This window comes from Nocardia suismassiliense, assembly GCF_900269665.1.
Classification (GTDB): domain Bacteria; phylum Actinomycetota; class Actinomycetes; order Mycobacteriales; family Mycobacteriaceae; genus Nocardia; species Nocardia suismassiliense.
On sequence record NZ_LT985361.1, the window covers coordinates 5,713,944 to 5,734,202 of the forward strand.

The following is a 20,259-nucleotide window of genomic DNA, read 5'->3' on the forward strand; positions in this document are numbered from 1 at the left end:
ATGCCCCAACGGCCGCGCACCGACGCCCGGTTCCGGATACTGCGGCGGTGCTATCTCGGGTGCTGGCTGCTGTTCGGTCTGTGCCCGCCGCTGGTCGCGGTGCACGACCGCATCGGCGTCGTCAAGTACGGGACGTGGGCGCTGGTGGCCGTGCTCGCCGTGAGTTACCTGATCCTGCTGTCGTTTCCCGGCAATCCCCGGGTGCGGTCGAGCGACTTCCTCGGGCTGCTCGTCCTGGTGCTCGGTGCGACGGCAATCCTGCTCGAGGGCGGCGCGGCGTTCTTCATCGTGTCGCTGCCGATGTTCTGGCTCTACACCGCGACCCCGCGGCAGGCGATCGGCTACATCGGCGCGGGCGCGGTGGCCACGCTGATCGGGACGGTCGCGGGGACGCGATTCTCGCCGGGCAATGCCGTGTTCACACTGATCGGCCTGGCCGGCGGCGTGCTCTTCGGACTGTGGATGGACCGCGTGATCAAACGGGGTGACGAACGCGCCCACCTGCTCGGCCTCGAACTGGAACGTACGCAATCGGAACTGGCCGCGGCGCACCAACGCCAAGGCGCGGCCGAGGAGCGCGAACGGCTCGCACGTGAAATCCACGACACGCTCGCCCAAGGCTTCGCGTCCATCATCGTGCTGGCGGAGGCGGCCCGGAGCGGTATCGAGACCGATCCGGTGACGAGTGCCAAACAGTTGCTGTCGATCGAGCGCACGGCCCGCGAGAACCTCACGGAGGCGAGAGTTCTCGTCGGTGCGGCGCCGTCGGCCGGTGGCGCGACCGAGCGCATCGCGCAGTTGCTGCGGCGAATCCTGGATCGCTGTGCCGAGGACACGGGGCTGACCGTGCATGCGGAGTTGGCCGACATCGAGTGCGACCAGCCCACCCGGATCGCGCTGCTGCGCTGCACTCAGGAATCGCTGGCGAATGTGCGCAAGCACGCGGGGGCCAGCACGGTAACCGTCGTCCTGACGCGCGGTCCATTCGACGTGGAACTCGAAATCACCGATGACGGAATCGGATTCACCCCCACCGAAGCCCGCGGCTTCGGCCTCGAAGGTATGCGCAACCGCCTAACCGAACTCGGCGGCGAACTCACCGTGACGAGTGCACCCGGCGAGGGCACCCGAATCTTCGCATCCCTACCTCCGAACGATCGGAACTGACATGGCCGAACGCCTCCGCCTGATCCTCGCCGACGACCACGTCGTCATGCGCGCCGGAATCGCGGCCCTGCTGGCCGCTGAACCGTCCATCGAAATCGTCGGCGAAGCGGCGGACGGCAGCGAAGCGATCGCACTGGCCGAACGTCTGAAACCCGATGTGGCACTGCTCGATCTGCGCATGCCGATCCAGGACGGGGTAGCAGCCACCCGAGAAATCACCACCCGCACCACCACTCGCGTACTGATCCTCACCACCTACGACACCGACTCCGATATCGAACGCGCCGTCGAAGCCGGAGCGATCGGCTACCTCCTCAAAGACACCACCCGCGACCAACTCGTCGCGGCCATCCACGCCGCATCCCGCGGCCGCACCGTCCTGGCACCCCTGGTCGCCGAACGCCTGGTAGCCCGCATCCGCCGCCCCGCCCCGATCACCCTGAGCCCCCGCGAAATCGACGTCCTGCACGCAGTGGCAGACGGCCTCTCCAACCCAGAAATCGGCCAACGCCTCACCATCGCCGAAGCCACCGTAAAAACCCACCTACTACGCATTTTCGCCAAACTCGACGTCAATGACCGCACCCACGCCGTCGTCGTCGCCCTGGACCGCGGCCTGTTGTCTCGAACCACCGAGACCCCGTAGCCGTGCCACTCGCACGTGGCAGTTGATCCGGTCTCGGCGTCGCACGGGTCCAGCTACGATCGCGGCGCGGGAGGGTCGGTGCGTTCGGGCCGGAAACCCATGCCCTGCAATACCGTTCGCAGGTGAGTGTGGAACAGCCCGTCGGTGTCGGTGACCAATCGGGGTAGGTTGCCCCACAATTCGGAGATGACGAATCCCAGGACGGCGGCCCAGCCGTTGTGCGCCGCCGCGGCCGCAGCGGGGGTCAGTTCTGCGAGTGCGGATTTGTGCGGCTCCAGCAGGCGGGTACCGAGTCCCCCGAGTTCCATGCCGTCCGGTGGATCGATGTCCGCGGTGGTCGCGGCGCCGGCTGCGAGGGCGTGCAGATAGGTCTGCATGATCGCGGTCATGGCTCGGCCCGCGGCGGGTCCGGTGGCGGCTTCGGGGGCGTGGTAACCGGGGATCGGGGTGCCGTAGATGAGGGCGAAATCGGCCGGATTGGCCAGCGCCCATTGCCGGATAGCGGCGAAGACCGCTCGCATGCGGGCGACGGGTGGGGCGGCCGACGCGTCGGCGCGTGCGGCGTCGAGCGCGTCGGCGAGGTCGGTGTAGGCGTCCACGCATAGGGCGGTGATCAGATCCGCCAGGGTCGGAAAATAGCGGAACACCGCCGGTGAGGTCATGCGCATGTCGCGCGCCAGCGCCCGCAGCGACAGCCCGCCGTAACCGTTGACGATCAACTGCTCACGGGCGAGTCGCTTGATCTCGTCGATCGTCGCTTGCCGGCGTTCCTCCCGGCGAGACGGCCCGGGCCGGGAGCTGGACATGTCAGCAGTTCCCTTCGTCTGTGATTCAGCACTCTCTTGACAACTCGCAGAATACCCGAGACCGTTATCAATAGTAAAAGAGTTATCGGCGATAACATAAGGAGGCTGCGTGATGATCGCTCCAACAGCTCGAGATACGTCCCCCACACCCGGCTCGGACCCTTTTCGCAAGCGCTTTTACACCCTGCCCCGGATGCTGGCCGATATCCGGGCGGTGGCCGGGCGCCGAGCGGACAGACAGGCAATCCAGGGTCTGGACCCGCAGCTGCGTGAGCGGGTGATGCTGGCCGTGTCCGAGGTCAACGGGTGCGGTTTCTGCACCTACATCCACAACGAAACGGCGTTGGCCGAAGGCGTTGACATCCGGGAGTTGGCCGAGTTCGCCGGCCTGGACCCCGACGCCGTAGCCGAGGACAACGTGATCGCAGTCCTGTGGGCGCAGAGTCGCGCCGAGGCCGGGCTCGGCCCCGCCGGTCCGCATCTCGAACACGCCCTGGCGACGCGGTTCACCGACCACCAGCGTCGCCACCTCGACACCCTGATCCGGCAGATGACCATCTCGAACCTCGCAGGCAACACCGTCGAGGCGCTGATCCGGCGAGTCAACGGCCGAAAGGTGCCCGACAGCAGGCTGTTCGACGAAGTGATCATCAGCGCCGTGTACATACTCGGCTCGATCCCGACCGGCCTGCGAACCGCCCGCAGACGAGGCAAGTCCCTTCGCGAGGCAGCGCGTGAAGCCGCCGCAACCATCCGCGCCCACGCCTGACACCCGCAGTACCTCGCCCGCGCCATCGTGCTGCTGCCGGTGGACTACACCGTGCTCGGGCCCGCCGACGTACTGACTCAGCTGCGTGTGGTCAGCCGGTTTCGACCACCTCGCGCAGCGCGCGGAATTCCGTGGCGAGGGCGTCGAGTGTGTAGTGGGCGTTGAGCCCGCTGGGGTTGGGCAGCACCCACACCGCGGTATCACCGATCCGCTCGGTTTGGGGGCCGATTGTGCTGCGCGGACGACCAAAAGCCGTGCGGTAGGCGCCGATACCGAGTACGGCCAGCACTCGGGGTTGATACTGCTCGACCCGATCGACCAGGGCACGCCCACCGGCACGCAGTTCGTCGGCGGTCAGTTGCTCGGCTTTGGCGGTCGTGCGTGCGGCCACATTCGTGATCCCCAAGCCCAGTCCGAGCAGTTCTTCCTTTTCGTCGGGCCGCAGCAGGCGCGGCGTGAAGCCGGACCGAAACAAGGCCGGCCAGAACCGATTTCCCGGACGAGCAAAGTGATGACCGGTCGCCCCAGACCACAGGCCCGGATTGATTCCGCAGAACAGCACACGCAAGCCAGGCCCGATCACATCGGGAACAGTCTTGTCCTGCGCCGCGGCCAGATCCGCGGGCGACGGCCGAGCTGATGAACCAGAACCCATTCCTTCAGTCTGCCGGGTGCACAGCCGACCACCTGCCGGCCGGGGTGCTGTCGGCCGGAAAAGCGCCGTCGCTCTTCGTCGGACGATGCCGCGATGCCCGCGAGGTGCAATACGGGAGCGACGTGGCAGTCATCCGGTGCTGGCCATGACGATGGCAGCGACGCCGAAGGGGATGTCGAGCACGAAGCAGAATTCGGCCAGGGAACGCGGGGCTACCGTGTTGCGCCGCCAGTGCACGTAGTCCCATGCGGCATGGCCGGCCAGGGCGATACCGGCAATGGCAAGGCCCAAGCGTGGGCTGACCAGCACCGCCGCTACGGCGAGGCCACCGAACCCCACCAACGCCAGAATCTGCGCGGCGAAGGGACGGACCGGCGCCCGGCGCAGCACACCGGCCACGACCAACACGGCCGCGAACACCACCAAGCCCTGCCACCAGGCGATACCGGCGATCTCGCTGAGCACCACCACGACCGAGCCCGCCGGGATGCCGGCCCAGGCGATCCAGGGTCGGCCGAGCGCAGCCGCGGCCAGGTAGCAGCAGGCCGCGACCGTGACCGTGATCGCCACCGCGTCGGTCGCCACGCCGGTCACGATCTGGAAGGTCGCAGCTGCCGCTCCCAACGCGGCCGGCCAGTAACTCGACACCGGACGCTTGGCATGGGCGATGTCGGCGGCCGCGGTCGTTGACGAATTCATGGGTGCCTTCTTCGTTCTGGGATCCGCAGGCGTCATGGCGTCGCGACGTTCCCGACCTGATCCGGCTGCACGACAGTCCCGTGCCGGTGCGTGTAGTCCGAGCGGCGCAGCAGCATGGCGGCGAGCATCGTGCCGAACATCAGCACGTGTCCGACCATCATCAGGGTGTCGGCCGTGATGGCTCCGGCCACGAGCGGCACCAGCAGCACCACGAACGGCGCGACCATCGCCACCGACATCTCGGCGATCATCCGTCGGCTGTGCCCGCGTATCGCCATCCACCCGGCCATGCCGATCGTCATATCAGCTGCCATGACCAGCGTGCTGGCCACCGGTTGGTCGTGCAGGCCGGGCCAGACCAGCATCCATAGCAGAGCAAGCAGGCCCATGCCGATAAACATCGCCAGCACCATCTCGAGGTAGTGGCCGACGAACGTGAAGATCTGTCGTCGCATGACGCCCTCCGAACTGTAACGCGAAAATCCTCGTGTTAGTGACGGTACGCAGGGTCGCGCACTAATGCAAGAAATCTCGCGTTATGATCTCGGTATGGATGACGGTCGAACCATGCAGCGGCCCGGCGGACGGTCCGCACGCGTGCGCGCCGCAGTCCACGCAGCAGTGCTCGAGCTGCTGGAGACACATCCGTGGGAAGAGCTGAGCGTCCCGTTGGTCGCCACGGAGTCAGGGGTGCACCAGGCGACGATCTACCGGCGCTGGGGAACGATGTCAGCCCTACTGCACGACGTGGTCGACGAGTGGTCGACCACCACCGCGTCACTTCCCGACACCGGCGCCCTGCACGATGACCTGCATCGTTACGCCGCCGCCGTAGCGACCTCATTGCGGCACGGAAATGTCCCACTGATTCTCCGGGCCGTAGTCATGGAAATCCGTCCAGGACAACAACGTCGACGTTCCCCGGCGTTCGCCGAACGCGAGCGTCAACTGCAAGCGATGCTCGACCGCGCGCAACAGCGTGGTGAGCCGGCCCCCACACTGGCCGACCTGGTCGAGCTCGTCGTGGCACCCCTGTACTTCCACGCCTTGTTCACCGAACCGATGACCGACGCCGAAGCAGCCCGTCTCGTCGACCGGCTCCTCGACATAGTTACGCAACGCAGCTCCACTGCCTCGGCGACGCGCGCTTGAGTGATATGACCCGCGACAACTGAAATCAGCCACGTGGCAGGACTTTCCTGGTGCGATCAGCCGAGGTCCCAGCCTCGGCTGGCAGCACGATCGCGGACCCAGCTACCACCGCTTCGCGACCGCGGGTAGTCGGTTCAACGCGATACCGAACAGATCGCGGTAGCACTCATCCAGTTGACGCGCGGGTTCAGCCGAGCCTGTCCAGCAGTATCCCTGGGCGCGCGTCCACACTCAACCTGTCAAAGCCGCTTGAGCACTCCATCCAGAGCGCTTGTCGAATTCTCGCCGAACATATCGACATATCGCCTATCCAGTAGATAGCCGTTGCGGCTCCTTGCCAGGAAATCGAGAACGTTCCTTCGGTTCGAAGGGCTGTTGCTGTCCTCGATCACCAAGTAGTCACCGGTCCCGAGCCGGTCATCGAAGAAGTCCAGAACGTCCGGCACATTGACATGGGCGTCGTCGATGACCAGCCACGGCTTCGGCAGTGCTTTGATGACCGAATCCTTCAAGGCACTACCAATTCTGGTGATATCCGCCTTGATGAAATCCACCCGAGGGTCGTCGATCTGTGGCCGAACTATATCGATGGAAACGATCCTGGGCGACATACCATGCGCGTCGGCGACGTCGGCGAACCACAGTGCACTAGCTCCCGAGCCGGAGCCCAGCTCGATGATCGACCGCGGCTTCAACTCGTCGATCAACATCGGGTAGATCACGAAATCGTACGCAGTCTTGATCAATGGCAAGCCGCGCCAGGACGGCACCTCGCGAAAACCTTGCATCGTTCGATACGCGCGTTCGTCTACTACCCGTTCAGACCACATAGAATCGACAGGCCTGCGTAATCGTTCCGCCGGGTCGACGAACCGCGGCGACGCCGACACATCGAGAAAGGCATCCAATTCTCGCTGCACGGCATCTATTTCAATACCATCGACCTTGCTACCGGCACGCAATCCAGTCACAAGTCTGAGCAGGCGGTTCTCGTAATAGTTGGGCACTCCCCGATCAGAGACTCTGGCGTCTACTATCGATTCGACCTCTGTCGCGAGAGCATCCGACGTGGGATTCCCCGTAGCGAGCAGACCCGATAGTGACGTGGATTCAGCGTCCAATTTTTCATCCATCTCACGTATCACTTTCCATTGAGTTTTTCGTTTGTAGGTCGAGGCGGAGGCCATCGGCCCCTCGGAGGTCAGAAATCACGCTGGGCCGCCACAGCCGAGCCGTGATCTCGCAGAACTGGGAGTGGTCGATCGTCACGCGTCCACCGCGGCGTGCGGGTCCGGCGACTTCCTTGTCTCTGCTTGTTCTCGTCGACGTCCTTTTCGATCTCGGGCACACATGTCCGCCGTGGCTGGTCGACGCTCGTGCAACCCGGTTGCCCGGTACACCACTGCCAGCAGCAGCAGAAACGGCAGGCCGATGGCGATGGACATCGTCATTGTGTGAACCGTGCTTGCGGTGGCGACGACCGCGAGCACGCCGAGGATGCCGAGGATCGCGGCCGGCTTGCCTGCCGGTGCCCAGCACCGCTGCAAACCTGCGGTGTCATCGACACTGTCGCGGAAGCGCAGGTAGGACGCGAGGATCAGCAACCAGGTAACGAGAACCCCGAAGATCGACACCGACGTCAGCAGCACGTAGATGTTGCTGACCTCGGCCATCGTTAGGGCCGCGGCGGCGATGGTCCCGGTCGCGGCGAGCGCCACCGCCGCCACTGGCACGCCCCGACGGGAGGTGAACCGCAGCAGTCGAGGTGCCATACCGTCGAGTGCCAGGGAGTTGATCAAGCGTGTAGCGCCGTACATGTTGGCGTTGGCCGCCGACATCGCCGCAACGAGTACAAGGACATTCGTGATCGCAGCGGCTGTCGGAACGCCGGTTGTGCCGAATACCTGGACAAACGGGCTCGATCGCAGATCATCACCGACGGCGGCCTCCGTCCATGGCATGACACAGACCACGATCGCGATCGACGTGAGATAGAAGAACGCCAGCCGCCAGGTGAGTGTGCGCATCGCTGTCTTGATGGCGCGCTGCGGATCCCTCGCCTCAGGGGCCGAGATGGCGATCAACTCTATGCCGACGAAGCCGAAGATCACGATCGACATCGACTCCCACACTGCTTGCCATCCGTGCGGGACGAATCCGCCATGTTCGGTAAGGTTTCCGACGCCGACCGCGTCGAAATCCGGCACACCGACGAACACAAGCAGGAATCCGAACAGTATGAACAGCGACAGTGCGATGACTTTGACGCTGGAGAGCACGAATTCCACCGCTCCGAACGAGCCGACGCTGAAGAGATTGATTGTCACGAGGATCCCGGCGACGGCGGCAACGCCCATCCACAGTGGCAGGCCCGGCCACCAGTACCTGAGATAAGTTGCGGCCGCGGCCACTTCGCTGCCTACGGCGATGATCGCCGCAACACTGTACGACCACCTCGCGACATAGCCCGCGAACGGCGAGAGGAACCGTGCGCACAGCGCCCCGAACGCTCCGCGCTGCGGGTATCGAGCCGTCATTTCCGCCAGGCACGCGGCAATTGTTCCCGCTGTCGCAGCGCAAATGACATAGGCGACGATCACGGCGGGCCCGGCCAGGCTGATGGCCGCCCCGGAACCGAGAAACAGTCCCGTTCCCAGAGCTGAACCGAGTCCGAGCATCGTCATTTGACGATGCCCGAGCAACCTGCGCAGGTCCGCGCCGCTCGGGTCGGTGATGGTCTTCACTACGAGTTCCTGTCGAGGTGGGAGAGACGAGACAGCTGGCTGCGGGGCTCAACGCTCTGGGAGAATTCAGGTGGTCTTCCGCCGTGTGATTTCACCGCTGCTGTCACGGCGCAGGCGGCCGTCGCGATCACCGCCGAGGCCAGCGCAATAGACCGGGCGCCGGCAAAATCGAGAACAACGCCACCGAGATAAGCCCCTAGCGCAGAGCCCAATGCCGCCGCAGCGACATTGATACCGAGAACAATCGCCGTTCGATCGGGATTCATCAGCGTCAAGGCGTGGATCTGAGTTACACCGATCATCCATCCGCTGAATCCCCACATGCCAGCGATCACGACCGTTGCGACCAATGAATGCGCGAGCATCCACCAGAACAATCCGGTCACAGCGAACATCAGCATGGCGACCACGGAGGTGTACTTCCATCCGTATCGATCGCACCAACGTCCTGCGACGGTGGACCCGGCGATTGCGCAGCCCCCGATGCTCAGCAGCACAACGGCGACCCGACCAGCATCGACTCCGGCAGCAAGGGTGAGCGCGGCGATATAGGTGTAAAGCGAGTAGTAGGCAGCACGGGAAAGCAGGCTCGCGGCCACGATCAAGCCGGAAGGCAGCGAAATCCCGCGCACAGCAAGGAATCCGGTGTGATCACGGCGCTCGGACCGCTCAGCAGGGGCTGCCATTCGCGCAATCACGACACCGGCAGCCGCCCCGAGCACACCGACGGCAGCGATGATCCACCGCCAACTGATCGTCTGTGACAACGCCGCCGCAGCAGGTACCGCTAGCAACAGGGCTACACCCATCGAGGCGTGCAGCTGGCCCATTATTCGGCCCCGGTTCTCGACCGCCGAAACCCTTGCCGCACTGACGAATGTCACGTTGACGATTCCGGCCGCGCCGATCGCTGCCACAATTCTGGCGCATGCGCCGAGGCCCAGGTTCGGTGCCAGACCTACCGCGCAGTTGCCGATCAAGAACAGCATTGAACAGCCCGCAGCGATAACCCGTGCGCCGAATCTGCCTGAGCACAAACCGATCACAGGCGCGGCGATCGCGCTGGCAACCGCGAAGGACACCACCAGAAGGCCAGCCTCCGATAGCGAGGTAGCGAATGAGGCGGCAATTCCCGGAAGCATCCCGATGGGCGCGGCCGCGTCGAAGGCCGTCGCGAATGTCGCCACCATGAGACCGGCAATACCCAACCTCATCACTGCTTCGTCCTGGCCGAAATATCGAGATCGGAGATGATCAACTCGTGGTCGGAGATCGCAAAGCCGACGGAGTTCACTGCAGGCAAGACGCGCGAGCCAGTTGCGCCGACCCTGCGAGCGAAGAACCAGTCGTACCGCCGGTGCGGCGCCTTGGGCAGTCCGTTCGCCAACGTCCGCCTCGTCGCCTCGTCGGTGTTGGCCGCACTCCATTCATAACCGTGCCGCCGCAGTACACCGAACAACGGCTCTTCTGCCTCGATCCGGCCAAGGCCCCGATTCGAGCCGTCAGGCAGTGGGGCGTCGTGCGTGTTGAAGTCTCCGCCTATGACATCCGGGAGCAAGTCATAGGGACGCCACGCATCAAGCATGGCGGTCACTTCCGCTGCACGTTGATCAGCTGAGGACAAGCTTTCCAGATGGACACTAGCCACGGTCGCAGCATGTATCGGAAGCTCAATCGTGGCTGCCAGAGCCCTGCGCCCCCCGACCCTTCGATGATGCCAGTCCAACGCGTACCATGCGCCGTCGCGTGGGCTCGATACCGCATGTGCCGAACTAATCGGATACCGGGACAGGATCGCATTTCCATGCAGCCCCCGGCTGTTTCTTTCGTCGGCGAATTGAAGCGACTCGGTCTGGTTGCCCATACCGATTTCTATGAACTCCACACAGAACGCGTAGCCGAAGCCGAGTCGGTCCGCGAGCTCCCTGGTGGTGTGCAAGTTCCCGGAACGCGCCATGCCGTTGTCCATCTCGGACAGCAGCACCACGTCACATCGCGCACTCATCAGCCGTGCTGCAGTCGCCTCGATGTATTTGCAACGCTCCAGGTTCCACGCGCCGATCCGCAACGATCCCCTCAATGCCTTCGACGAGCCGGATAGTGGCTGCCGGACCTCCACCACGTCGAACAGCCCAGAGTCGTGCCGAAGTTTCGTGTGCTCGGCGGCAGTGCTCCCGGCAGCCTTCGCGCGTTCGAAAAACTCTTCGGAGAGCATGGCCAGCTCGTCGACCAGATGATCTTTCACCGCGTCACCGCTTGTCCTTATCGCGTTTCAGATCTGCTAAGGGCGCAGGTAGTCGACCAATGATGCGTGCGACACTCGACTGACCAACTTGCCCATGCAGTTTCCCAAGTCATATTCCGGTCTCTGTTCCAGCTGTCGGCGATAGTGCTCGATTTCGGCGGCGGGGACTCGACCCTCACATCCGGTGATCGAGTCGATCTCGCTCAGGACATAGAAGGCCGCCCCGTAGAGTCGGTATTTCTCGGTCAGGTGGCGCAACTTCGCCCAATTGACCTCTGCGTGAACTATCAATCGTGTCGACTCGCAGAGGGTCTGCATCGAAGGGTAGTTGAAGGCGTGGGTGACGCTATAAGTCCTACCGAGATATAGGCAGAGATAGGCTTCGATTCCGAGCCCCGAATACGACCTACCGTCATTCATCGTAACCCGTCGACTGGACGGCCAGATGTCGGTCTGCTCGAAGCCTGCGGCGATCGAATGATGCAGATCAATGTTCGCTTCGACTATCGGATGATCGCCAACAACCGGGACGAGATCGTACTTCCGGATCAGATCCAGATGTTCAGAAAGCCAGTGTGGCGCGGAGAACGCGAAATATGGATGCAGTTCGTGATGGTTTCGCAGCACCCAGTCGAGGTCCTCGACTGGTACCGGGTCCAAATGCAATCCCGTACCGTCATCGTTCAAGCGTTTCTTGTCGATCCAACCCTGTCGGTATCCCGACGCGGTGAGGATCTCGTGGGCGCGCGAGAGGTCTTCGAACGGAACGAGGGGGTCTATATCCCCCATCAACCTACGGCCGACTCTATTCGGAAACGAGTGCAGGAGATCTATACCTTTGTACGGCATCACGTCGATCCCCGCGTCCTGTAACACGCCGAAGGAAGGCATCAGCAACTCGAGCCGTTCATCGGTGATGCGGCAGGATAGGTCGTACACTGCTCGCAGCTCTGGAATTGCCCGATCGGCGAGATCGGGAAGGACACACTCCAGGTACCCCATCCCTTTGTTTTCCAGCAGGAAGGTAATGAGTTGTTCCGGCGAGTTCGCCAGCGAGCCGAGATCGCAGTATTCGAGTAACTTCGCGGCGTATTCGTCTACGGACGGGTCGCCGACCGAACGCAATCCGGCCGCAAGTACGAATAGCTGGGCGGCCGTTCGGGCCTCTGTGATCACTGGTGCCCCGTTTCCGCATTATCGAGCGCTTGTGCTTTACATAGTTCCTCGACGGTCCCGAACAAGGCGGATTCCATGTCGATGCCGCCTATCGGGTATCCACTGAAACCAACGTTCTGATGGATGCTCTCCGCGGCGATATGGAAGCTCGTGTAGAAATAACCCATGCTGATGCCGCCTATATGACACACACGCTGTGCCGTCGCGCGCAGGTAGCCTGACTCGGAAGCCACCTTGGGTGGCTGTATCGAATATTTCACCGCAGTCCCTCAACTCTCTCTTTCACTGATCAGCTACGCAGTGCGGACTTCGGCAGAATCACGTCTCGGTCCGCGCGATGTGCGAACTGCGCAGCAATCCGGTGTTCGTCCCGCACAGTTTCCGGCCCAATGGTGCGGGCAACCAGACCGAGTGCTCGATAGCTATCCGCATCGACGCGCAGGCTGTTCGAAGTGTTCTCGATGCGCGGGTTGTCTACACAAGAGATCCCCGCACCGGTGGCGTCGGCAACAATCTTGGCAACGTCGGCCACGCACATACTCTCGGAGACTTGATTTCTCACCAGTACTCGGTCTCCGCGTCGTGGCGAATTTCGTAACGCCAGATCGATGCACTCGACTATATCGGCGATATGAATGAAAGCCCTTGTCTGCTCGCCCGTTCCATAAACCGTCAAATCCTGTCCGACCGCGGCCTGGAGGATGAAACGGTTGACGACCGTGCCGTAGATCGCGTCGTAGTCGAAACGATTGACCAGCGCCGGCGCGCCGATGGTGAGCACCGTCTGGGATCCCCACACGATCCCCTGATGCAAGTCGGTGATGCGCAATCCGAATGTTCGGGCGTAGAACTCGAACATCTGAGCGTCCATCGATTTCGTCAAGTGGTATGACGACACCGGTTCGAACGGGTGCATGATCTCGTGAATGTCGTTCGGCGCAACGGATGCGGGGACAGTGACACGGAGGTAGCCCTCCGGCATGGTCCACGGTTTGGTGCTGTACCCGTAGACCCCGATCGAGCCGATGTGAACGAGATGTGCGTCGGATGCCGTGTTCTTGATGGCGGTGAGCAGGTTGTATGTCCCGATCGTGTTCCGCCGGAACGTGTACCGAGACGTCTCGGCGGACAGCATCGAGTACGGTGCCGATCGTTGCTCACCGAAATGCAGAACCGCATCAGGCCGGAAGTCGGAGAGCACGGACTCGAGCCAGTCCGCGCTGGTAGAGATGTCGAGTTCGGTGACCCGGATACTGCGTCCGGTCGTCGACTGCCACGCTGCGACTCGCTCCGCAATGGAAGTGATGGGGGTCAGCGAGCTGGTTCCCAATTCGGCGTCGATCTTCCGGCGGCTGAAGTCATCGATGATCAGAACATCGGCGCCTCGCGCGGATTGGTCCAACGCCGTCGGCCAACCACAAAATCCATCGCCTCCGACAACGACAATCCGCTCGGCGGCGAACATCAGTTCAAGTCCTTTCTGCTGCACAAACAATCGCTGAGCATGCGTTGCGCAGCGAGGCCATCGGCGAATAGGGCTGGTACATCGGTGCGGCTCGTCTCATTCAACGCAGCGAGAATCGCCGGGTACGGATTCATCGACTGCGCCGCGTAGCGAGTTGTCTGCCACTCGCCCGTAGTGCGCCCAGCGATGCGCAGCACTGCGGAACCGTCCTCGACATCAATGGCCGCTTCGGCTGTCCCCGAGGTCCAGAGCGCACGGACCCTGATTGCCCTGTCCGCGAAAGTCACCCGTGAGGCGAGCACCCGAGCCGCAGCCGACGGCACCTGCCCGGAGGCCAGTCGAACCTGGGCGATATCCTCTGTCTCGCAAGAGATCACCGAGTTCTGATGGGTGCGCTGGTTCCAGGCTACGGAACAGTCGGCATCGGATACTCGCCACTCGGCACCGGTTACGAACCGCAGCAGGTCGAACAGGTGCACGCCCTGATCGGCCAAGGTGCCCGCGGTCGCCGTCGCTCTGGAATGCCGCCAAGGCCAGGCAGTTGAGGCTCCGGACAAAAAGTCGTGGTGGAACTCGAGATCGATGTGCAGCAACTCGCCGAAACTGCCGGATCCATGAAGCGCGCGCAGGGCACGGACGACGGGGTGAAGCCGCCATTGGAAGGTGACGAAACCTAGTGTTCCCGCGACGGAAACCATGCGCTCAGCTGCGGCGACCGACCCGGCCAGCGGCTTGTCACAAATCACCGTCATCCCTGCGCGAGCTGCCGCCGTCGCGAGGTGTTCATGGGTATCCGGCGGTGTCGCGACAACGACGCCATCGACACTCCCCTCCGAGATGATGCGCATGGGGTCGTCCGTTGTCGACGGAATGTTCAACTCGTCGGCAACTATTCGCGCGCGGGATCGATCGACGGAAAATCCCAGATATTCGACGGACACTTCCGGGCACTCGCGCAGCCACCGCGAATGGACGGCGCCGAATCCAGCGCCGACAACCATAAGACGTTTCGGGGTGCTCACGAGTGCAGGACCCCCAATGCCTCAGCCCGTACGGATGGGTCCATCATATCGACGTTCACAAGGTAGAGATCCGCATGGGTAACGAGATGCCGCATTGCTTCTTTCATATTCGAGTAGACTTCAACATAGCGATCGAGATCTCCATCGACATGAGCGAGCAGATCGTCCTTCAGTCCGTACGTACTCGGTGGGAACGCGAACTGGTCCAGGAAGTGAAAGAAGGTCTCGGCCTCGAGCCGACGGATTCCGGGACGGCGATCCGACCGATAGTCGATGATACAAAGGTTTTTCACCGTCGCACTGCCTACAATGTCGGGGAATGCATCCCCAGGGTTCAGTACATACTCATCCGACTGAAGATGCTGCTGCAGACGACAGCTGCGGATAATACGGCCGAAGCACGCGTCGTCACGGACACGTAGCGCCGAAGGAACCCCAACGGCGCGCGCGCCATCTATGACCACGTGAGTATTGGTGAGAAATGACATTCCTGCCATGCACGCTTGGGCCAGGAATACTGTCTTGCCCGCGCCGCCGCGGCCGAATAACAGCGTAGCCTTATCGTCGGGGCCTACAAAACCCGCACCTTTCAAGTGCAGGAGTCCACGATCTGCAGCCAGGTTAGTCAGTAGCTGTTTGACATAGTAGGTCCATACAATCTTTTCCAATCGTCGCCCGAAAATTGTTGTCCGGCTACCCCGTGTGGCAATCCAAGCCGGCGCACCGTAATGGTGGGTCAGATAGAAGCCGGTAGCAAATCTTTTCGCACGGAACGTCCGGTCGCTGACAGCATCCAGAGCACCACTATCTATGGCCTTGACATCGAGATCAACACAATCCAGACGATATTCCGGCGCTCGCTCCGTGTCGAGCCGCGCGAAGTAGTCATAACCGGAAAAATCGGAAGTATTCGATTGCAGCATGAAGCTGCATATGCCCAGGTCGACGGACTGCCCAGCTAGTTCGACACCATGCTCTGCGAGCAGCTCGTCGATATCGGTAGAATCACTATATCTATTCACTGCCAATTGCCCCATCGGATCAACGCTTCGGCACCGTTCCACACGCTGCGAGAGAATGGTTTCGGTACGCTGGTTCAACGGTGATCTCGCTACCGAACCAGGCAGGCGGCACGAACGCGTCGGCAGCCGCGACAGAATCGAACTCGACCTCCGCTGTCAGCAAGCCCGTCAACGAGCCGCGGTAGATGTCCAGCTCGATGGTCGTTCCCTGCCAGCCGATTCGGTACCTGCTTTTCTCGACCCTGCGACCCTCAGTCGCTGGCCAGAGGGCGCGAAACTCGGCAAGACCCAGTCGCACCTCGTATTCAGCCCGAACCAAACCGCTACCCCGCTTCGCGGTGAGCGTCAACTCGTCGGCAGCTCTTCGAAGGCGCACATGGCCACCATTCGATTCCACTGCCAAATAGCCTTGACTAATTTCTACATAAGGATGATCAGACAAGGATAACGGACGACCCGAAATCAAAAACCTTCGCTCGATCTCCACCATCGTGTCGTCATTGAACGCCACGCAGACCCCCTCACGCTCACCGTTGAATCTCCACCCATTGCGACATTGGACGGTCAAGGGTCTCGCGACTCCATGCGACTACCGACTCAACCGGTCCGGGAAATGACGTTCCCACATCCTGGACAGGATGGCAAATCCCAGGGCAATGACTGCACTACGGTAAACCGTCGGTGAACAACATATGTCCCGTACCCGGCATTTTTACTTCCAACTGGTATTACTACGTCCTCAGCCGACAAATTTGGCCTCGACCACGTTTCGATGTACGATCGCTTCACTCGCGAAGGTTCCCGGTGGCCAGTAGTGTCCGGAATGAAACCACATCTGCGAGAACTTCATCACTGATCTCATCTAATACTCTGGGGAGAGTTATGTCTGTTGCGCTGAAACTTGCCGTCGCCGGTATCGGCAACAATATTTCCGCACTGCTCCAAGGCGCGTATTTCTATCGTGTACTCGCCGATGAGTTACCCGAGGACAGCTTTCCCGGTGTACTCCGAGCGCGAATCGGCGGATTGTCCGTCTCGGACATCGCGTTCGTTGCGGCGGTGGACATCGATGCCGCGAAAGTGGGCACCGATCTCGCTGACGCGATCTTCGCGGGCCCCAACAACTACCCGACGCTCGATGTCTCGGTGCCCGCGCAGGGAGTGACAGTGCACGCAGGGTTGGCCCGCGAGCACACAGACGCCGATCTGGACCAAGTCGCCGCGATCTTCCGCGACTCGGGAGCAGAGGTGCTGCTGTACTCCTTGCCGACCGGGCTCCAATGGGCTGCGGACGCCTACGCCGAGGTTGCCTTACGCGCCGGACTCGCGTTCGTGAACTGCACACCAGAGGTCGTTGCCCGCAACGAGAAGACACTGGCCGAGTTCGTCGACGCCGGACTCCCCCTGGTCGGCGACGACCTCGCGAGCCACCTCGGTACCTCGATCGTCCATCGCAAGCTCCTGCAACTACTCGGCGAGCGTGGCATCACGCTGGAGAACTCGTATCAGCTCAACCTCGGTGGTAACGAAGACTTCCGCAACCTGCGCGAGCACGGCTCGAGCAAACGCCAGTCCAAACTCAATGCACTGGCGGGCGACTCCGCAACTCTCGACAAGATCGAGGTGATCGCCTCCGCCGGATATGTCTCACACCTGCGCGACAACAAGGTCGCGTATCTCAATGTGGAGGGGCGCGGCTGGGCGAACACACCGGTTTCCCTCGAGCTACGCCTTCGGGTTCAGGACTCGAGCAACGCGGCAGGGGTAATCATCGACCTGATCCGAATCGCGGCCGCGGCAAAGCGTTCCGGCCTCTCCGGCTACATCCCCGCAGCGACGATGCAGCTGAAGTCGCCCGCACACGGCCATCACGCTTACACGACTGCCATCATCGACGCGAGTCTGGCCGAGCTCGACCACGTCGCCGTCTGACGACCCGGGCTGACATGCAAGGCCCAACTCGGACGATACAGATCGGCGTACTCGTCTTCGAAGGTGCCGATGAACTCGACGTCGTCGGCGCCTTCGAACCCGTCGCCAAGGCCGCACGCTGCGCCGAGCATCAACCGCGACTGGCGCCACCCCGACTGTTCGGGCCCACCAGCGATGTCACGTGTTCCAACGGTCTGCGGCTCGGGCCGGTCGAACCGTCGAGCGCTTCGGCATCGTGTGACGCACTGGTCGTTCCCGGCGGCGCCGGTGCCCGCGACGCGATGGCCTGTGAAGACCTCACCAGCGCGGTCCGAGACACCTATCTCCGTGGTGGTCCGGTGTATTCGGTGTGTTCCGGTTCGTTTCTCTTGGCCGCGGCGGGGGTACTGGACGGCCATCATGTCGCGGTGCACCGCGCTAAAACCGCGCAGCTGCGGCAGCTCTGCGGTCCCGGTGTCACTGTGTCGAGCGCCGGGCTCGTCGAAGACGGACAGCTCACCAGTGCCGGTGGTGAGGGGGCCGGCGTGAAAGCGCTGGCGATCGGGTTTTCGATCATTCGCCGTTTTGCCCCGTCATGCCTGGAATGTATAAGTGCCCGAATGGAAGTGAGAATGATATGAGCATCGTCACCGACACGAGCTCAGGGGCAGATCCGAAAGGGTATGTACTCGTCAGCGGCGCCAGTCGAGGTATCGGCCGTGGGATTGCGCTCGCGCTCGCCCGCGCGGGATTCGACCTGGTTCTCTGGGGACGGGTCAGAGCCGATCTCGGCGATACGGCTGTCGCCGCCAGAGCACGGGGCGCTGAAGTGATCTGCGCAGGTGTCGATGTCTCGGATCCCGACTCTGTCTCTACTGCAGGTGCCGAATCAGTTGCGCGACTGCACTCGTTACGTGGAGTTGTGGTCAACGCAGGCGGCGCCACGTGGAGCCCGATCGCTCGAACAGCAACCACCGAGTGGCGAAATACGCTGGCAACCAACCTGGACGGCGCGTTCTACACCATCCGCGCAGGCCTACCGCTGCTCAGCAACAATCCCTGGGCGCAGCTGGTCGGTATCTCCTCCGACTCCGCTAGTTTCTCGTTCCCGACCAGAGGGGCATACTGCGCCGCCAAGGCCGGACTCGCCTCGCTGCTGGAGACCGCGCGCCGCGAACATCGCGGTGCGGGCCTTCGCGTCTCCGCGCTCGCGTTGAGCCGGGTCGATACCCACTTCCGTGGTAAGCAACCCGGGGATCGCCCCGAGGCGATGTCGATCTCGGAAGCTGCCGCCCTGGTCGCGAACGTCTTTGCGCTACCTCGCCGGATCGAGATACGCGAGCTCAAGGCGTCCTCGATCACGACGACCTTCGGTCCGTATCCTGAACATCAGGCCGATGCGACGCGGTGCACCATCGATGGCTGATCACGTTGTCTTGCAACCGCCGTCACACAGCCGGCCGATCGGGCAGTATTCACCCGGTGTCGGGATCCCCCTCGGCGATGGTCGAATTCTAGTCCACATCAGCGGTCAGGTTGCCACGGATCAGGCCGGGAATACGCTGTCCGTAGGCGATCCCGGCGACCAAACTGCCGTCGTCTTCGAGCGACTCCGAGCAGTGCTCCGTGAGGTGGGTGGGGATCTGAGCGATCTGGTCAGCGTGGTCATCTACGTCACGAACATGCGGCACTTCCCCCAGATCTCGGCAGTCAGGAACGATTTGCTCGACGTCAACCCACCGGCAAGCACCCTCGTGGAGGTCGCACGTCTCGCGGACCCCGATCATCTCGTCGAGATCTCTGGTACCGCAGTGGTATCAGCCGGATTGGTGTCGGCCCATGAACGGTAACCGCGACACTTCCCTACCACGAATTCTCGTGGCGGGCGGTCTGAATGAGGACCTGCACCTGCAGGTCGGCACAAGACCGGGCGACGACGGCACGGCACGCATCACCAGGTGGACCCAAGGACCCGGCGGCCACGCAGGCAACTGTGCATTCGCACTCGCCGCGCTCGGTGCCCCCACAGCACTACTCGCTGCTGTTGGACAAGACCGTTCCGGCAGACGCCTCGTCGATGATTTGCGTGCGGCAGGTGTCGACGTCGATCGGATCGAGCGCACAGTCGGAGCCGAAACGGGCCGAGCGGTCATACCATCGTTCCCTCATGAACGCTCGATCCTGTTGTATCGCGGAGCCAACGACATGCTCCTTCAGGATCACACCGACGATATCGACGTCAGTTGCTTCGACGCCGTCGTCATGTTCGACGCGGCACCCCGAGCGACGACTGCTCTAGTCCGCGCGACCGCGTCGGCAGCGGTGCCGTTGTACTGGAATCCCGGAGGCCTACCTCATGTTCCGATCGATTCGGTGGCAACCGCCGTCGGCGAATCCATGACCCTCCTGATGAATCGAGTCGAGTTCCGAACAACATTCGACATCGACGCGGCGCCGGACCCGGTGAGTGCCGTGCGAAACCGGCTGGGCATCCGCCAGTTGGTTGTCACGCTGGGGGCACAGGGCGCGCTACTCGCTACCGCAGCTGAGACATCGACCGTGCCCTCTGCGGCCACCACCGTCGCCGACGGCACCGGTGCCGGGGATGCGTTCACGGCGGCATTCGCCTTGGCGCACTTAGCAACCGGGGACCACCTTCACGCATTGCACGTCGGCTGCGCTGCGGGTGCAATGGCGGTAGCGACCTTAGGCGCCCGCGTACGGTTGCCACCGTTGAGCGAGCTCATCACCAGCACTGCATCAGCGGCAGGTAGATGACG

At 62.6% G+C, this 20,259-nt stretch carries 23 protein-coding genes; 9 read left to right on the plus strand and 14 right to left on the minus strand.

Annotated features, from left to right (window positions below):
- Both DBO33_RS25330 and DBO33_RS25335 read left to right on the plus strand, forming a co-directional pair.
- Nucleotides 1-1,167, plus strand: a complete 1,167-nt coding sequence (locus DBO33_RS25330; protein WP_107657288.1) for a sensor histidine kinase — start codon at nt 1-3, stop codon at nt 1,165-1,167.
- Nucleotide 1,168: 1 nt separating this feature from the next.
- Complete coding sequence (locus DBO33_RS25335; protein WP_107657289.1) at nt 1,169-1,813, plus strand: response regulator; 645 nt, start codon at nt 1,169-1,171, stop codon at nt 1,811-1,813.
- A 53-nt stretch (nt 1,814-1,866) separates the two neighbouring features.
- Here DBO33_RS25335 and DBO33_RS25340 read toward each other — a convergent pair whose 3' ends face one another.
- The gene (locus DBO33_RS25340) at nt 1,867-2,619 is read right to left on the minus strand and encodes a TetR/AcrR family transcriptional regulator (RefSeq protein WP_107657290.1); all 753 of its coding nucleotides are present in this window, start codon (nt 2,617-2,619) and stop codon (nt 1,867-1,869) included.
- Between the two features lie 112 nt (nt 2,620-2,731).
- Between DBO33_RS25340 and DBO33_RS25345 the strand changes: the two genes are divergently transcribed.
- Complete coding sequence (locus DBO33_RS25345; RefSeq protein ID WP_107657291.1) at nt 2,732-3,388, plus strand: carboxymuconolactone decarboxylase family protein; 657 nt, start codon at nt 2,732-2,734, stop codon at nt 3,386-3,388.
- A gap of 91 nt (nt 3,389-3,479) precedes the next feature.
- Here the strand turns inward: DBO33_RS25345 and mug are convergent, their stop codons facing one another.
- The 3 genes from mug to DBO33_RS25360 all read right to left on the minus strand — a co-directional run bounded on the left by mug (nt 3,480) and on the right by DBO33_RS25360 (nt 5,197).
- Nucleotides 3,480-4,043: a G/U mismatch-specific DNA glycosylase gene (gene mug / locus DBO33_RS25350; RefSeq protein ID WP_107657292.1), complete on the minus strand. Its 564-nt coding sequence runs from the start codon at nt 4,041-4,043 to the stop codon at nt 3,480-3,482.
- 129 nt (nt 4,044-4,172) lie between these two features.
- On the minus strand, nt 4,173-4,742 hold the full coding sequence (locus DBO33_RS25355; protein ID WP_199856754.1) for a hypothetical protein: 570 nt from the start codon (nt 4,740-4,742) through the stop codon (nt 4,173-4,175).
- A 32-nt stretch (nt 4,743-4,774) separates the two neighbouring features.
- Complete coding sequence (locus DBO33_RS25360) at nt 4,775-5,197, minus strand: hypothetical protein (RefSeq protein ID WP_199856755.1); 423 nt, start codon at nt 5,195-5,197, stop codon at nt 4,775-4,777.
- 94 nt (nt 5,198-5,291) lie between these two features.
- On the opposite strand from DBO33_RS25360, the gene DBO33_RS25365 reads away from it, so the two are divergent.
- Entirely contained in the window at nt 5,292-5,894 is a 603-nt protein-coding gene (locus tag DBO33_RS25365; RefSeq protein ID WP_159080492.1) for a TetR-like C-terminal domain-containing protein, read from the plus strand.
- A 239-nt stretch (nt 5,895-6,133) separates the two neighbouring features.
- Here the strand turns inward: DBO33_RS25365 and DBO33_RS25370 are convergent, their stop codons facing one another.
- The 10 genes from DBO33_RS25370 to DBO33_RS25415 all read right to left on the minus strand — a co-directional run bounded on the left by DBO33_RS25370 (nt 6,134) and on the right by DBO33_RS25415 (nt 16,079).
- A complete protein-coding gene (locus DBO33_RS25370) occupies nt 6,134-6,901 on the minus strand; it encodes a CmcI family methyltransferase (protein ID WP_159080493.1) in 768 nt (255 codons plus the stop codon).
- A 258-nt stretch (nt 6,902-7,159) separates the two neighbouring features.
- Nucleotides 7,160-8,578 (minus strand): amino acid permease, encoded by a 1,419-nt coding sequence (locus tag DBO33_RS25375; RefSeq protein WP_267897921.1) that lies wholly within the window; start codon nt 8,576-8,578, stop codon nt 7,160-7,162.
- Nucleotides 8,579-8,637: 59 nt separating this feature from the next.
- Complete coding sequence (locus DBO33_RS25380; protein ID WP_107657296.1) at nt 8,638-9,852, minus strand: MFS transporter; 1,215 nt, start codon at nt 9,850-9,852, stop codon at nt 8,638-8,640.
- Nucleotides 9,852-10,883: an endonuclease/exonuclease/phosphatase family protein gene (locus DBO33_RS25385; protein WP_107657297.1), complete on the minus strand. Its 1,032-nt coding sequence runs from the start codon at nt 10,881-10,883 to the stop codon at nt 9,852-9,854. Before DBO33_RS25385 ends, DBO33_RS25380 begins: the two co-directional genes overlap by 1 nt.
- A gap of 36 nt (nt 10,884-10,919) precedes the next feature.
- Nucleotides 10,920-12,059 carry a nucleotidyltransferase family protein gene (locus tag DBO33_RS25390; protein ID WP_107657298.1) on the minus strand — a complete coding sequence of 380 codons (1,140 nt, stop codon included), beginning with the start codon at nt 12,057-12,059 and terminating at the stop codon, nt 10,920-10,922.
- Nucleotides 12,056-12,319: a hypothetical protein gene (locus DBO33_RS25395; protein WP_159080494.1), complete on the minus strand. Its 264-nt coding sequence runs from the start codon at nt 12,317-12,319 to the stop codon at nt 12,056-12,058. Before DBO33_RS25395 ends, DBO33_RS25390 begins: the two co-directional genes overlap by 4 nt.
- 29 nt (nt 12,320-12,348) lie before the next feature.
- Nucleotides 12,349-13,548, minus strand: a complete 1,200-nt coding sequence (locus DBO33_RS25400) for an NAD-dependent epimerase/dehydratase family protein (RefSeq protein WP_234391398.1) — start codon at nt 13,546-13,548, stop codon at nt 12,349-12,351.
- A complete protein-coding gene (locus DBO33_RS25405; RefSeq protein ID WP_159080495.1) occupies nt 13,524-14,546 on the minus strand; it encodes a Gfo/Idh/MocA family protein in 1,023 nt (340 codons plus the stop codon). The genes DBO33_RS25400 and DBO33_RS25405 overlap by 25 nt, the downstream gene beginning before the upstream one ends.
- Nucleotides 14,543-15,583: a FomB family phosphonate monophosphate kinase gene (locus DBO33_RS25410; protein ID WP_107657302.1), complete on the minus strand. Its 1,041-nt coding sequence runs from the start codon at nt 15,581-15,583 to the stop codon at nt 14,543-14,545. The genes DBO33_RS25405 and DBO33_RS25410 overlap by 4 nt, the downstream gene beginning before the upstream one ends.
- Before the next feature lie 4 nt (nt 15,584-15,587).
- Nucleotides 15,588-16,079 carry a CYTH domain-containing protein gene (locus DBO33_RS25415; protein ID WP_199856756.1) on the minus strand — a complete coding sequence of 164 codons (492 nt, stop codon included), beginning with the start codon at nt 16,077-16,079 and terminating at the stop codon, nt 15,588-15,590.
- 371 nt (nt 16,080-16,450) lie between these two features.
- On the opposite strand from DBO33_RS25415, the gene DBO33_RS25420 reads away from it, so the two are divergent.
- The 5 genes from DBO33_RS25420 to DBO33_RS25440 are packed head-to-tail and all read left to right on the plus strand — an operon-like array spanning nt 16,451 to nt 20,257.
- Entirely contained in the window at nt 16,451-17,500 is a 1,050-nt protein-coding gene (locus DBO33_RS25420; protein ID WP_107657303.1) for a myo-inositol-1-phosphate synthase, read from the plus strand.
- A 14-nt stretch (nt 17,501-17,514) separates the two neighbouring features.
- Entirely contained in the window at nt 17,515-18,120 is a 606-nt protein-coding gene (locus tag DBO33_RS25425) for a DJ-1/PfpI family protein (protein ID WP_107657304.1), read from the plus strand.
- Nucleotides 18,117-18,905 carry an SDR family NAD(P)-dependent oxidoreductase gene (locus DBO33_RS25430; protein WP_159080496.1) on the plus strand — a complete coding sequence of 263 codons (789 nt, stop codon included), beginning with the start codon at nt 18,117-18,119 and terminating at the stop codon, nt 18,903-18,905. Before DBO33_RS25425 ends, DBO33_RS25430 begins: the two co-directional genes overlap by 4 nt.
- Nucleotides 18,898-19,329: a RidA family protein gene (locus DBO33_RS44750; RefSeq protein WP_107657306.1), complete on the plus strand. Its 432-nt coding sequence runs from the start codon at nt 18,898-18,900 to the stop codon at nt 19,327-19,329. Before DBO33_RS25430 ends, DBO33_RS44750 begins: the two co-directional genes overlap by 8 nt.
- Nucleotides 19,319-20,257 (plus strand): carbohydrate kinase family protein, encoded by a 939-nt coding sequence (locus DBO33_RS25440; RefSeq protein WP_107657307.1) that lies wholly within the window; start codon nt 19,319-19,321, stop codon nt 20,255-20,257. Before DBO33_RS44750 ends, DBO33_RS25440 begins: the two co-directional genes overlap by 11 nt.
- Nucleotides 20,258-20,259 lie beyond the last annotated feature (2 nt).

Bases quoted from the DNA above. Each gene is read 5' to 3' on its own strand.
- DBO33_RS25420 (WP_107657303.1), top strand. From the start codon at position 16,451: ATGTCTGTTGCGCTGAAACTTGCCGTCGCCGGTATCGGCAACAATATT.
- DBO33_RS25345 (WP_107657291.1), top strand. From the start codon at position 2,732: ATGATCGCTCCAACAGCTCGAGATACGTCCCCCACACCCGGCTCGGAC.
- DBO33_RS25430 (WP_159080496.1), top strand. From the start codon at position 18,117: ATGAGCATCGTCACCGACACGAGCTCAGGGGCAGATCCGAAAGGGTAT.
- DBO33_RS25355 (WP_199856754.1), bottom strand. From the start codon at position 4,742: ATGAATTCGTCAACGACCGCGGCCGCCGACATCGCCCATGCCAAGCGT.
- DBO33_RS25360 (WP_199856755.1), bottom strand. From the start codon at position 5,197: ATGCGACGACAGATCTTCACGTTCGTCGGCCACTACCTCGAGATGGTG.
- DBO33_RS25365 (WP_159080492.1), top strand. From the start codon at position 5,292: ATGGATGACGGTCGAACCATGCAGCGGCCCGGCGGACGGTCCGCACGC.
- DBO33_RS25375 (WP_267897921.1), bottom strand. From the start codon at position 8,578: ATGACGATGCTCGGACTCGGTTCAGCTCTGGGAACGGGACTGTTTCTC.
- DBO33_RS25440 (WP_107657307.1), top strand. From the start codon at position 19,319: ATGAACGGTAACCGCGACACTTCCCTACCACGAATTCTCGTGGCGGGC.
- DBO33_RS25335 (WP_107657289.1), top strand. From the start codon at position 1,169: ATGGCCGAACGCCTCCGCCTGATCCTCGCCGACGACCACGTCGTCATG.
- DBO33_RS25340 (WP_107657290.1), bottom strand. From the start codon at position 2,619: ATGTCCAGCTCCCGGCCCGGGCCGTCTCGCCGGGAGGAACGCCGGCAA.
- DBO33_RS25410 (WP_107657302.1), bottom strand. From the start codon at position 15,583: ATGGGGCAATTGGCAGTGAATAGATATAGTGATTCTACCGATATCGAC.
- mug (WP_107657292.1), bottom strand. From the start codon at position 4,043: ATGGGTTCTGGTTCATCAGCTCGGCCGTCGCCCGCGGATCTGGCCGCG.
- DBO33_RS44750 (WP_107657306.1), top strand. From the start codon at position 18,898: ATGGCTGATCACGTTGTCTTGCAACCGCCGTCACACAGCCGGCCGATC.
- DBO33_RS25425 (WP_107657304.1), top strand. From the start codon at position 17,515: ATGCAAGGCCCAACTCGGACGATACAGATCGGCGTACTCGTCTTCGAA.
- DBO33_RS25330 (WP_107657288.1), top strand. From the start codon at position 1: ATGCCCCAACGGCCGCGCACCGACGCCCGGTTCCGGATACTGCGGCGG.
- DBO33_RS25380 (WP_107657296.1), bottom strand. From the start codon at position 9,852: ATGAGGTTGGGTATTGCCGGTCTCATGGTGGCGACATTCGCGACGGCC.